Source organism: Verrucomicrobiaceae bacterium (assembly GCA_016713035.1).
Taxonomy (GTDB): domain Bacteria; phylum Verrucomicrobiota; class Verrucomicrobiia; order Verrucomicrobiales; family Verrucomicrobiaceae; genus Prosthecobacter.
In genome coordinates this window covers 49,029-62,245 of the sequence record JADJPW010000012.1, presented here as the reverse complement: position 1 = coordinate 62,245, position 13,217 = coordinate 49,029, and the positions used below count along the sequence as shown (strand labels likewise).

Genomic DNA, 13,217 nt, shown 5'->3' with positions numbered 1-13,217 from the left:
GAGTCTCCGAAAGGGGACTCCAGGTTTGTTTTGGGGCCAGTGCTCGCTGATGAAGGGGTGGTTCCAAAAGGAATCCGGCTGACCAAAACCTCTCAAGATGTGGTTTGATTTTTATGGCGGATGAAATTTGTGTTGGCTAAAGTGGATATTCCAAATTGAACCATGACCGGCACTGACCGAATCCGCATCCTGATCGTCGAGAATGAAGGCCTCGTCGGTTGTGACATGGCCGCATCGCTCGGCAAGCTGGGGTATCTCGTCACGGGTATTTGTGCTTCTGGCGAGGAGGCGCTGGAGCGTTTTGATGAGATGCGTCCTGATCTCGTGCTCCTGGATGTCCATCTCGCAGGAGAGCTCGATGGCATTGAGACGGCGACTAGGCTCCAGCAGCGCAGCCAGGTGGCCATCTTATATGTCACAGCCTGTGCAGACCTGGAAACTGTGGCCCGTGCCCGTGAGACGAAGCCGCAGGGCTATCTCTTGAAGCCCTTCAATCAGGATGAGCTGCGTCTGGCGATCGAGGTAGCGGCGCAAAGGCACCTGGATGAGCAGGACCGCCGCCGCCGTGAGCATAGCTTCTTCGAGGCCTTCCAAAGCTTGGCAGATGGTGTCATCGCGGCCGATTTGGCAGGTGGGATCGTTTTCATGAACCCCGCAGCGGCACGCGTGGCAGGCTGGCGAGCAGAGGAAGCCGTGGGCCACTCGCTGGATGAGGTCTTCCGCATCTTCCAGACCTCTGGCGAGCCAGCGGAGGTTCTCAGCGTCGATTCCGCCAATGCGCAAAAAGAGCGCACCGTCTGGCTCACCACCCGCACTGGTGCCCGGGTGCCGATTCAGGACCGCAGCACGCCGCTGCGCGATTCTTTGGGGAATCTCACCGGGCTCATCATCCTCTTCCGTGCCCTCCAGGAGACAGAAGTGACCTCTGAGCTGCCAAAGCAGCCCCCAGTGCAGTCCAATGCCCCACTTGTCGATGTGGTGGAAAGCATCTCGGACCCGCTGATCGCCCTGGATGGCCGCTGGAGGCTCACCTATGCCAATGCCAGCGCCACACGGCTCTTTGCGCGGCCTGCGAGCGGCCTCCTGGGCAGCTCACTCTGGGATCTGCTGCCTGCGGCATTGCGTGAGGAGAACCACGAGGCCTTTGCCCATGCGCTGCTGCATAAAGAGCCCGTTAGCCGTGATTTATACTTTGAAGCAAAGCGTGCCTGGCTGGAGCTGCGTGGGCATCCCTTTGGCGAAGGCATGCTCCTCCTCATCCAGGACGTCACCGCGAAGCGTGAAGAAGCGGAGCGCCGTAGCCGCCTAGACCGTCTGGAGTCGCTCGGCCTACTGGCACGCGGCTTCGCGCATGACTTCAATAATTTGCTCACCGTCCTGCTGGGGAATATCTCCCTCGCAGAGATGCGTCTGCGCAATGCCATCGTGCTGCCAGAGCTGCATACGGCGAAGCAGGCGACTCTCCAGGCGCAGAATCTCGTCCAGCAGCTCCTCACCTTCGCCCGCGGTGGTGCCCCGATCAAGCGGCTCACGAACATCAGCGAACTCATCGACACCTTCTTCTCGCATCATACGCGAGCCGCACGCATCGACTACCGCATCGAGACGCAGCCGAATCTGCCGCAGGTCCCCGTCGATCCCGCGCAGATCCGCCGTCTCATCAGCAATCTCATCCGCAATGCCGAGCAGGCGCAGCCAGAGGGCGGCCAGATCACCATCCGTGCCTTTGCACCAGACCATGAGGCCATGTTCCCCGGTGAGATGGTCGATGACCAGGGCTTTCAGCCCAGTGGCATCGCGATCGAGGTGCAGGACGTGGGCGAAGGCATCGGCGCAGAGCAGTTGCCGCATATTTTCGAGCCCTACTTCAGCACTCGGAAAAGTGAAAACGCCACCGGGCTCGGTCTCACCGTCTGCGAGAGCATCGCAAAAGCCCACGGCGGCACCATCACCGTCAGCAGCGAGCCGGGGAAGGGGACCACCGTGCGCTTTTACCTGCCGCTCGATGCGGATGCCGAGGAGACAGACGCCTTTGGCCTCACGAATGTTTTTGATGCAGCGCCAGATGCCCCGGTCACTCAGCCGCGCATCCTCGTGCTCGAAGACGATCCACTCGTGCGGAATCTCATCGTGAGAAATCTCGCCAGCCACGGCTTCGAGGTAGCAGAGAGCATCGAAGGCGGCGAAACCGTGCGCCTTTACCAGGAGAGCATGAATCTGGGCCGCGTGTATGACCTCGTCATCCTCGATCTCAGCATCCCCAATGGCATGGGCGGCGTCCGCACCATGGAAAAACTCCGCCAGTTGGACCCCGAGGTGCTCGCCATCGTCAGCAGTGGATACAGTGATGATCCCGTGATGGCAAAACCAGCCGCCTATGGCTTCGCAGCCGTGCTGCCGAAGCCCTACGAGCCCGCCGACATGGTCCGCATGGTCCGCAGTGTGCTCAGCACACGGGGTGTGCGCCGCACGGCATGATTTCGTCAGATTTGGCTAAATTGAGGCCAAAGAGCCGCCTGGGTTGATTTATGTGACGGACTCGCCAAAGCTCGCTTCCCCGTCCTTTTTCCTCATGAGCAGCCAAAGCCTCAAAATCCTCAGTGGTTCCGCACACCCCACCCTCGCGCGGCAGATCGCCGAAAATCTCCAAACCCAGCTCTGTGCGGCTGAATTGACCACTTTCCCGGACGGAGAGACCTTCGTGCAAATCCACGAAAACATCCGTGGCAGTGACATCTTCATCGTCCAGCCCACCTGCCCGCCGACGAACCAGAATCTGATGGAGCTGCTCATCATGGTCGATGCCGTGCGGCGTGCCAGTGCCGCACGCATCACCGCTGTGTTGCCCTTCTTCGGCTACGCACGCCAGGACCGCAAAGACCGCCCCCGCGTGCCCATCACGGCGAAGCTCGTCGCGAATCTACTCGTCGCCGCAGGTGTGAACCGCGTCCTCACCGTCGATCTGCATGCAGGGCAGATTCAGGGCTTCTTTGACATCCCGGTCGATCATCTCTATGCCGCCCCGGTGCTCATGAAGGCCATCCGTGAGCGTGGCATCGACCAAAACCTCGTCGTCGTCTCCCCAGACGTCGGGGGCATCAAAATGACCCACGCCTTTGCCAAGGCGCTGAAGGCCCCCATGGCCATCGTCGCGAAAAATCGCGTCAGCGCAGAGGAAGTGGAGGCCCACAGCGTCATCGGCGACGTGAAGGGCAAAAATGTCCTCCTCGTGGACGACCTCACCGAGACCGCAGGCACGCTCACCGCCGCTGCGAAGCTCCTCCTGGAGCACGGTGCCGGGAAAATCTACGCCGGCGTCACCCACGGCGTCCTGGGGGACAAAGGCCGTGCCCGCATCGCCGCGTCGCCCATCGTCGAGCTCCTGGCGACGAATTCCACCCCCCAGGCCACCGGGGAAAAAGTCACCGCACTGGACATCGCCCCCCTCCTAGCCCAGGCCATCGCCCGCATCCATGGGAACGAGTCCGTGACTTCGCTGTTTGACATCTAGGCAGCCGCATGTAGTCTCCGCGCCCTTTTTCCAGAACTCACCCCCAATCTACCGGAGACACCAGTCATGGCCAAAATCCTCGATCTCAACGCCGAACCCCGCACTGTCGTAGGCTTTCGCGCCGTCAAACGCCTGCGCAAGTCTGGCACCGTCCCCGCTGCCCTCTACGGCCGCAAAACCGCCCCTGCTCAGCTTCAGGTCCACGGCAAGACTTTCTCCAAGCTCCTCGAAAGCTCCGCTTCCGATAACATCCTCGTCTCCCTCAAGATCGCGGGTTCCTCTGCGGACCAGCTCGCCCTTGTGCAGGAAGTGCAGCATGACTACCTCAAAGGCGGCATCCTTCACATCGACTTCCACGCTGTCGCTCATGATGAAGAAATCCACGCCCACGTCCCTGTCGTCCTCGTCGGTGACGCCGCTGGTTTGAAGTTCGGCGGCCTCGTCGAAGCCATCCATCACGATCTCGAAGTCCGCTGCCTCCCGAAAGACCTCCCTGAAGGCATCAACATTGATGTGAGCGCCTTGAACGTGAATGAGTCGATCCACGTCAGTGAAATCAAGCTCCCAGAGGGCGTCCGCACCCGCCTCGCAGGCGATGTCGTCGTCGTCCATTGCAGTGAGCCCAAAGTCGAGGCCGAGCCTGAGCCTGCCGCCGCAGCAGCAGCTGCCGGAGCCAAGCCCGCCGCTGGAGCCGCCGCCCCTGCTGCAGGAGCCAAGGCTGCCGCCGCACCGGCCAAGAAATAATCACCTCCTCGCTCTGTGGCCGCTACCCCGGACAGCACGAGCAGCGGCCTGATCCAGCACGTTCAGCCACGGCTCATCGTCGGACTCGGAAACCCAGGCGAAACCTATCGCGAAACCCGTCACAACATTGGATTCATGGTGCTGGACGAACTCGCTCGACGCCTCTCTGCCGCTTTCCGCGAGGAAAAGCGCTGGAGCGGACTCGTGGCCAAAGCCAGCGCCGGCCAGCACCTGCTCAAGCCGCTCACCTTCATGAACGACAGCGGGCGCAGCGTCCAGGCTGTAGGCCACTTCTACAAAGCTACGCCAGCAGAGACCCTCGTCGTCTATGATGACGTCGATCTGCCGCTCGGCACCCTGCGCTTCCGCACCAGTGGCAGCGCAGCGGGCCATAATGGCATCCGCTCCCTCATCCAGAGCCTCGGCACCCAGGACTTCCCCCGGCTAAAAGTCGGCATCGCTCCAGAGGCGGGTCGTCCCGTAGGTGAGCGCATGGTCGGCCATGTTTTGGGAAAATTCCGCCCAGAGGAGCATCCAGCGCTGCAAACCATCATCACCCGTGCTACGGATGCCATCCTCCTCGCCATCGAGCGCGGCCTCGGTCATGCCATGAACGCCTTCAACCGTGCTCCAGATGCCCCCGCAGCCGCAGCAGCCTGATTTTTCTCACCACAACACGCAAACACACACAACCCACATCCACCCAAAACCGAAAATGAAACGCCAATACGAAGCCCTCATCGTCCTCGACACCAAAGGTAAGGAAGAAACCGTCGAGCAACTCGTCGGAACCGTCAGCAAAGACTTCGAAGCCGCAGGCCTCAAAGTGAAGCAGATCGACAACCTCGGTAAGCGCAAATTCCCCTTCAATCCTCGCCACGTCGAAGCCGGCACCTTCATCAACATCCAGTGCGAAGGAGAGCCCTCCTCCCTCGACGCCGCTCGTGCCAAGCTGAAGCTCAACGACAACGTGTACCAGCAGTACTACCAGAAGAAGGTCGCGTAAGCACACGCTCATCCATCTCCAATTCATCGCGGCGGGCTGTCTCAGCCCGCCGCTTTTTTTGCGCCAGATCAAGAAGCTTCCGGCCTCAACGCAGTGCTTCCACCAGCGCGATGTCGATCAGCAGCTTCTGAATGTGGCAGCTATTCGCGGCGAAGCTGCGCTGTAGTTCATCGAGCGCCTTCGGGCCATAGGCGGTGGGTTGTTGCTTGATGAAATGATGAAACAGGTGGCGGATGAAGGCACGGTGGCCACTGGGATTCGCGGCGACGTAGTTCACGATGTCACGCGGGCCACTCAGGCGCACGGTCTTGCCCTCATGCGTGGAGAATTCGCTCACAGCATCCACTGGCTTATTGTTGTCCTTCGTGCGCCAGCGGCCCACCGCGTCGAAGTTCTCTAGGCTGAAGCCCAGGGGATTGATCATCCGGTGGCAGCTCATGCAGCCGCCGCTGCGTGTGAGCTCGGTGATTTTCTCCCGCATCGTCAGCTTCGGGTTAAAATGGCTGTCCTCAAAGACCACCGCCTTCATCGGCGGCTTCAGCGACATGCCCACGATGTTCCGCGTGAGGAAGACACCCCGGTGGATCGGTGACGACTGCTTTGTGTAGGCGAGTGAGGCTAGCAGGTAGGGATGCGTGATCACACCCGCACGCTGCTTCGGGTCAAAACCCACCCGCTGAAAGTCCTCGCCCGTCACCGGATGGCCGTAAATCTTGCCCAGGCGCTCATTCATCAGCAGGTAGTCCGCCTGGAGCAGCTCGCGGTAGTCTGACTTCTCACTCCACACCACTTCATCGAGGAATCGCAGCAGCGACTCACGCAGATCCGCCAGCACCGTCGGCGTGAAGTCGGGATACACCTTCGGATCTTTGCTCGTGCCCTCAGCACGCTCGAGCTCCAGCCAGTGATGGAAAAAGCCATGCAGCTTCGCCTTGGTGCGCGGGTCCAGCAGCATGCGCTGGGCCTCTGCGCGGATTTGCTCGGCAGTATGGAGCTTTTGAGCCGCAGCGGCCTGAGCCAGCTTTTTATCGGGAATGCTGTCCCATAACGTCAAAGCCAGTCTGGAGGCGATTTCGTGATCATCTGCCTTCTGCGGCCCCTGGAGGCCTGGATAGAGGAATTCCGGGGATTTCAGCGCGAGCAGCACCACGCGCTTCACCGCCGTCTCGGGCGACTTTGCGGCCTGAAACTGCGAATCGACGAATAAACGCCGCATTTCGTCATCCAGCGGCCTGCGGGTGCAGATCTCGACCCAGCTCTCCGCCAGCTTGCGCAGCTTTTCCGTGCGATCAGGTGCTCCCGGCTTCGTGAAGGCCAGTTCGTCGATGTTTTCCACCACATGCTCCGCCGTCGCGATGGCGGCCTCCGTCACCGCTTGGTCCCAGGCCTTGGAGATGGAAGTGCCACGCGGATATCCGCTGCTGCTATCATCCGCCGGGAATTCCGTACTCACGATCATGAGCTCACGCGGCCGCTCTGTGCGTAGCGCATGCGCCGGGATCGGCTCCGCCGTGCCGTGTGGGGGCTGCCACCAGAGCTCGATGGAGCTGGTCTTTTCTTTGAACTTAAAATGCTCTAGCACCAGCCGGTAGGCACGCCCACCGACGAGGTAGATGCTCTTTTTCTCCTCACGCACCTGCGGCCCCGCACTCACCCAGCCATCGATGAGGGCATCGCCTTCATCGTCATCATTGATCCACAGTCGGAAGCCATTCTCTGACCGCACCGCGAACTCATACACTCCGCTCTCAGCGGCGATCACGCTGCCCTCGAAGCTATTTTGGAACTGCTCCGCCTCCAGCACTGCTTTTTCCGGGCTATCTGCCCCCCAGCGGAAGGCGATCACCGGCTCCATCCTCTGGATCGTTTTGTTCGGGCGTTTCTTTTTGAGGCCTTTCTTCGGCGTAGTGTCCACCGCCTTCTCACCGGGCTTTGGCAGCTCCACACCGCGATAGCTCGCCTTCAGCCCCTGCTCCCCACCGATGGGGCGATCAAAACCCGGCCCCATGCGGAAACGACCGACCACGTCCATAACACTCTGGCGAAACTGCTCGATCGTCAGCCTACTCAGATCCCGCTGCGGCGGATTCAGCCGCGCCTGAGCCGCTGGTGAGTAAAAGGCATCATAAATGTAGGCCGCGATCAGTTTGGACTCCTCAGCACCGCATTTCGATGGATCATCCTCCGGCATCGTCTTGTCGATCTCCTTCGCCAGGGCCTCCAGAGAGAGCTCACCTGTCAGGGGGTCATCATACTCGTCCTCCACGCCCTGCCCACGGTCCCCGTGGCACTCCGCGCAGAGTTTTTGATAAATCACCGCTCCAGGATGCTCCGCTGCGAGCAGGGAAGAGGCCGTGAAAAGGTAAAAGGAAACGTGGAGGGAACGAAGCATGGGGCAGAGCTATCAACGCACCGGAACAGCCGACGCGAACGATTATTTCTTCGGCAACTCCGTCTCGATCACATCCCGGCCGCTGGGGCCACCGGGATGTCATCGTTGTCTCTCATCGGAGCGGCCTTTAACGCCCAGAAGACGACCGCGTTTCATGTGCATCCTAGATAGCCCCCCGTGCAAAAACGTCCTTCCCAAAGAACGTTCCTTTCGCGTAGCATCCACCTTTCTCCGACCATGAAACGCCATCTCCTGCTTCTCGCGGCACTTCTCACTTCTCACGCCTCACATCTCACCGCCGCCGAGCCGCTCCGCGTCTTCATCCGTGCTGGCAAAAAATCTCACGGCCCGGGGGCGCATGATTTCCCGCAGTTTTTGAAGGAATGGGTGCCGATGCTCAATGAACGCGGCGCCAAGTGCGAGGGCGGCATGGAATTCCCGACCAAGGAGCAGCTCGACAAGACGGACGTGCTCATCCTTCACGCCCAAGAGGCCGGAAACATCAAGATCGGCGATGAGCGGAAGAACCTGATGGAGTTCCTCGCCCGCGGCGGCGGCATCGTGACGATTCACGCGGCGGCGGTGTCGAAGGATCACGATTGGTTCAAGACGATCATCGGCGGCTCGTGGCACTTTGGGCAGACGAAGTGGTTGGAGGCACCCATGAGCCTCTACTTCACCGATCACGACAACGCGATCACGAAGGACATCAGCAACTTCGACATCGACGACGAGATCTACTACGACATGGATCTGCTTCCCGAGGCCAAGATCCTCGCCGCTGCCTACACGCCGAACACGCCGCAGATCAAAGGCGGCAACAAAGAGGCGCAGCAACGCGCCGCCGAGGCCGTGGCGAAAAAGAAGGCCGTGAACATTTACGACATCCAGCCGCAGGTGTGGACCTATGAGCGTAATGGGGCCATTCCTGGCCCCTCTGAAGGGGGCAAGAATGCCCCCGATACGACCTACCGCGCCTTCACCTGCATCCCCGGCCATTACCATCGCAACTTCAGCCACAACGGCATCCGCACCCTGATCCTCCGCGGCATCGCCTGGGCCGGAAAGCGTGAGAACATCGACGAACTCTGCAAACCGGACGAGTTGGGCGATGCGCTGCGCTACGTCGAGGGCGGCTGCCCCAGCCCGCAGGAGCTGCCGAAGGCGCTCGAAGTGCATCCCGAGTTCAATTTGAGCCTCGTCGCCGCCGAGCCGCTGATCAACAAGCCCATGAACATCGACTGGGATGAAAAAGGCCGCCTGTGGGTCGTCGAGACGCCGGAGTATCCAAACGGCCTCCGCCAATCAAACGTGGACGCGTGGAAGGACAGCGGTGCCAACCAGCCCGGCCACTACGACCGCAAACCGCTCGATTGCGTCTCCATCCTCTCCGACACGAACGGCGACGGCGTCATGGACAAAAAGACCGTCTTTGCCGACGAGATCGAGCTCGCCACGAGCAGCGTGTTTTACAAAAACGGCGTCATCGTCTGCGCCGCGCCCGATGTGTGGTTCTTCGAGGACACGAACGGCGACGACAAGGCCGACAAACGCACCAAGCTCTACACCAACCTCGGCAACCGCGACACGCACGCCGTTATCAACAACATGCGCTGGGGCCTCGACGGCTGGGTTTATGCCACGCATGGGTATTCGAGCACGGATGATGTGATTGGGTATCCCCAGCCAAGTGCTCAGTCCTCAGTGCTTAGTGCTCAGAAAAACCAAACTGAGCACTCAGCACTAAACACTAAGCACTTGGGCCCCATCGGCGCGGGAGTCGTCCGCTTCAAACCCGACGGCACCGCTTTCGAGCAATATGCTTCGAGAGGCGGCAACACCTGGGGCCTCGACATCACCAGCGACGGCCAGGTTTTCTACACACAGCCCACCAGCGGCAATCACTTCATCCACGTCGTGCTGCCGGAGTATGTGCTGGCCAAAGGCAAGCTGCCCGGCGTCATGGGCACGAACGGCATGCTGCCGAAAGAGCCGACCTATCCCGCCATGCATTGGGAGCAGCAGGCCTATGTGCAGATCGACCAGGTCGGCAGCTACACCGCCGCCGCTGGTTGCGCCATCTATGAAGGTGGTGCCTGGCCCGCGAAGTGGAACTACGGTTACTTCACCACCGAGCCCACGCTGAACATCGTCAGCCACTTCATGGTCGAGCCCGATGGCGTGACCTACAAAGCCAAGCGCGAGCCCGGCCGCGAGCAGACCGAGTTCATCCGCAGCAAGAACCTGTGGTTCCGCCCCATCGAAAATCGCGTCGGCCCCGATGGTGCGCTCTACATCGTCGATTTCTGCAATCAGGCTGTCATTCACAACGACACCCGCGGCCCCACCCACGGCCCCGCCAACGCCGCCGTCCGCCCCGACCGCGACCACTACTACGGCCGCATCTGGAAGGTGCAGCACAAGGAGGCGAAGAAGGTGGAGGTGCCTGTGCTGCAAAAGACTGACGTCGTAGCTCTAGCTTCAATCATCAAAGAACCGGGTAATGCAGCGGTGAAGAAAACTGCTCGTCGCCTGCTGAATGAAATTGGTCTCGACTCTCTGGATAAGCTGCTGAATCAGCTTCAGGACAAAGCAATGGCAGAATCTGTCTCAGCCGCTGCTTTTGAGAAGAGTGGTTTTGGAGATGATGAATTCCCAGGTGTAAAAAAGGTTCTTGGACCGGCTGGCTTCAAAAGCAGTGGTGCAGAAAACCAAACGGTGGAAGCTATTGAGGCGAGACGCTCGCAATACGCTGAGCTACTGGGAAATGCTCCCGAGCAAGACCTTCCTCTACGCATTTACAAGTTGGCTTTTATGGCTGGAGACCCTGTGTTGCGGGCTGCCTACATCGATTTGTTCTCAAAGCATACCGACTCGTGGACAAGATCAGCAATCATTGCGGCCTGTACGGTTGCACCGTCAGCTATGATTTCTGATGTTCTTGCTCAAAAGCAGTCCGAGGATTTGGAAAGCTTGGTAAGCGCTTTAGTTCCGGCTGCGATCTTGGAGGACTCGGGAAAACTCATCACCGCCTGCGCCAACGCCGATGCGAAGGCTGATCCAGTGAAGAATGCCATCCTCCGCGGCATCGCAACGAGCATGAACGAAGCTCCTGCGATGTCTCCGGCTCTCACGGAGGCATTGAAGAAGCTCCTCGGCCAGCCTTCGCTCACTGCCGCCACCTTGCCGCTCGTGACGAAGTGGGACAAAGGCGGTGCGCTCGCTGCCGAGGTCAAAGCGCAGCTCGACAAACTCAGCGCCACGCTTTCTGACAACGCCGCGCATGTGGAGGCGCGTGTGAGCGCGGCGAGTGCACTTGCTAGTGTGGGCTCCGCAGACGCGACAGCGAAAGTGGTTGCGGCTTTAGCCGCATCTGGGGACTCCGAAGCGCTCCAATCTGGACTGATCAATTCTTTGGAACAAAGCGGTCATGCTGAGGCACTCGTTCCCTCCATGATTCGGCTAAAGCCGAAACCACTTTCCCAAGCCTTCGAAGCCATCCTCAAGCGCCCCGAAGCCACCAACTCCCTCCTCGACGCTGTGAAGGCCGACACGCTCAAGCGCGAGCTTTTCGCCCCCGGCGATGTCGCACGTCTGCGCTCGCATCCGAACAAGCAGATCGCCAAACGGGCGCACGACCTCTTCAAGGTCAACAATGCCGCGAAGGATGCCATCATCGCCAAACTCGTGCCGGAGGTCGAAAAGCCCGGCAATGCCGCGCAGGGCAAAGTGCTCTTCGCCGCGTGCGCGGTGTGCCACAAGCTCGGTGACGTCGGTGTGGCCGTCGGGCCGCCGCTCGATGGCATGGGTGCGCATGGTCCCGCTGAGTTGCTCGTGCACATCGTCGATCCGAACCGCGAGGTCGATCCCAGCTTCTGGGCCTTCAACATCACCACGAAGAAGGGCGAGGTGCTCGTCGGCGTCATCACCAGCGAGAACAATTCCACCGTCACGCTCGCCACGCAGGCCGGTGTGCGCGAGATTTTGAAGAGCGACATCGACAAGCGCGAAAACACCCGCCGCAGCCTCATGCCGGAAGGCCTCGATGCGCTCGGCCCGGATGCCTTGCGCGATATCCTCGCCTTCATCTGCGGCGATGCGATGAAGCAGTTCCGCATCCTCCACCTCGCCGATGCTTTCACCGCCGACAGCCGCGACGGCCTCTTCGCCAGCGCTGATCCTCGCGGCGGCCAAGTGAAGCTCACCAAGTTCGGCAACGTGAAGGTCGATGGCGTGCCGTTTTTCATCCAAGATCCCGCGAAAAGCTCCACCGGCGGCAATTTGATCGTCCTCAAAGGCGGCCCCGGCAAAGACAACCACTCGCAGACTTTCCCCGCGAAGGCCGAAGTGGCCATCAATGTCGCCGCGAAGAGCCTGCAACTCCTCAGCGGCGTCTCCGGCTGGGGCTGGCCCGCCGTGCAGGATGAAGCGCCTGCGCTCAAAGCCACCGTCGTCTATGAAGGCGGCGAGAAAGAGGAATTCACCCTCCTCAACGGCATCCACTTCAGCGATTACATCCGCCCCGTCGAAGTCCCCGGCTCCAAAGGCATCGAAGGCCTCGCCGACGGCCAGGAACCGCGCCTCCTCACACTCGAACTCACGAAGAAAGCCGTCGCCAAGACGCTGATCCTCGAAAGCCCTGCGGGAAATAAGACGCCGCCGGTCATCATCGCTGTCACCGCCGACATCGAAGGAAAAGGGCCTGCTCCGCTGAGCGCCGACGTTTCCAAACGCCCGACACCTGCCAAAGGCAAAGGCAAGGCCAAAGAAGCTGCTCAGGTCGGCCCCGCCGCTCCTGATTCCCCTAAAGAAGGCGGCAAAGGCGATGGCCCGCTTGTTCCAGCCGCGCCCGTGCAGTGGGAAGCTGGCAAAACCAAGGTCCTCGTCATCGGCGGCGGTTCGTCGCACAACTTCAAAGACTTCTTCGGCACCACCGATGTCGCCACGCTGAAAGCCGCCGGCTTCACCGTCCACTACACCGAAGACCGCGACCAAGCCGCTGCCGAACTCGCCAACGCCGACGCCGCCATCATCAGCGTGAACCGCAAATTCTTCGACACCGGCGCGTATCGCAAAGCGCTCTTCGACTTCGCCGCCGCAGGCAAAGGCATCGTCATGCTGCATCCCGGCACCTGGTATGGCTTCGGCGGCTGGCCGGAGCTGAACGCCCAAATCGTCGGCGGCGGCGCCCGCGGCCACGACAAGATCCATCCCTTCGACGTGAAAGCCCTCAAAGCCGACCATCCCGTCATGAAGGACGTGCCCGCCAGCTTCACCGTCGAAGACGAACTCTACTACGTGAATGCCGAAGGTGCCCCCGAAGGCACCGCGCCCATCGAAGTCCTCGCCGAGACCAGCAACAGCGACAAATACCAAAAGCCGCACCCCAGCGTCTGGATCACCAAACATCCAAAAGCCCGCGTCGTCGGCATCGCCCTCGGCCACGACGCCCGCACCCATGACCTGAAACCCTACCAGCAGCTCCTCATCAACGCGGCAAAGTGGACGAGCGGGAAGTGACGGAGTGCGAGCATGACTTTTGAGTTCACTCGCGCTCGGGGTGA

The 13,217-nt window shown here is 60.6% G+C and carries 7 protein-coding genes; 6 read left to right on the top strand and 1 reads right to left on the bottom strand.

Annotated elements, in window-relative coordinates; all coding sequences use genetic code 11:
* Positions 1 to 162: 162 nt before the first annotated feature.
* The 5 genes from IPK32_24160 to IPK32_24140 all read left to right on the top strand — a co-directional run bounded on the left by IPK32_24160 (position 163) and on the right by IPK32_24140 (position 5,261).
* Positions 163 to 2,478 carry a response regulator gene (locus IPK32_24160; protein MBK8094979.1) on the top strand — a complete coding sequence of 772 codons (2,316 nt, stop codon included), beginning with the start codon at positions 163 to 165 and terminating at the stop codon, positions 2,476 to 2,478.
* Between the two features lie 94 nt (positions 2,479 to 2,572).
* Complete coding sequence (locus IPK32_24155; protein MBK8094978.1) at positions 2,573 to 3,511, top strand: ribose-phosphate pyrophosphokinase; 939 nt, start codon at positions 2,573 to 2,575, stop codon at positions 3,509 to 3,511.
* Between the two features lie 66 nt (positions 3,512 to 3,577).
* Positions 3,578 to 4,255: a 50S ribosomal protein L25 gene (locus IPK32_24150; GenBank protein MBK8094977.1), complete on the top strand. Its 678-nt coding sequence runs from the start codon at positions 3,578 to 3,580 to the stop codon at positions 4,253 to 4,255.
* A gap of 48 nt (positions 4,256 to 4,303) precedes the next feature.
* The gene (locus IPK32_24145; protein MBK8094976.1) at positions 4,304 to 4,915 is read left to right on the top strand and encodes an aminoacyl-tRNA hydrolase; all 612 of its coding nucleotides are present in this window, start codon (positions 4,304 to 4,306) and stop codon (positions 4,913 to 4,915) included.
* Between the two features lie 55 nt (positions 4,916 to 4,970).
* Positions 4,971 to 5,261 (top strand): 30S ribosomal protein S6, encoded by a 291-nt coding sequence (locus tag IPK32_24140; GenBank protein MBK8094975.1) that lies wholly within the window; start codon positions 4,971 to 4,973, stop codon positions 5,259 to 5,261.
* A gap of 85 nt (positions 5,262 to 5,346) precedes the next feature.
* Here IPK32_24140 and IPK32_24135 read toward each other — a convergent pair whose 3' ends face one another.
* Positions 5,347 to 7,653 carry a DUF1592 domain-containing protein gene (locus tag IPK32_24135; GenBank protein ID MBK8094974.1) on the bottom strand — a complete coding sequence of 769 codons (2,307 nt, stop codon included), beginning with the start codon at positions 7,651 to 7,653 and terminating at the stop codon, positions 5,347 to 5,349.
* A 237-nt stretch (positions 7,654 to 7,890) separates the two neighbouring features.
* Between IPK32_24135 and IPK32_24130 the strand changes: the two genes are divergently transcribed.
* Complete coding sequence (locus IPK32_24130) at positions 7,891 to 13,173, top strand: ThuA domain-containing protein (GenBank protein MBK8094973.1); 5,283 nt, start codon at positions 7,891 to 7,893, stop codon at positions 13,171 to 13,173.
* Positions 13,174 to 13,217 lie beyond the last annotated feature (44 nt).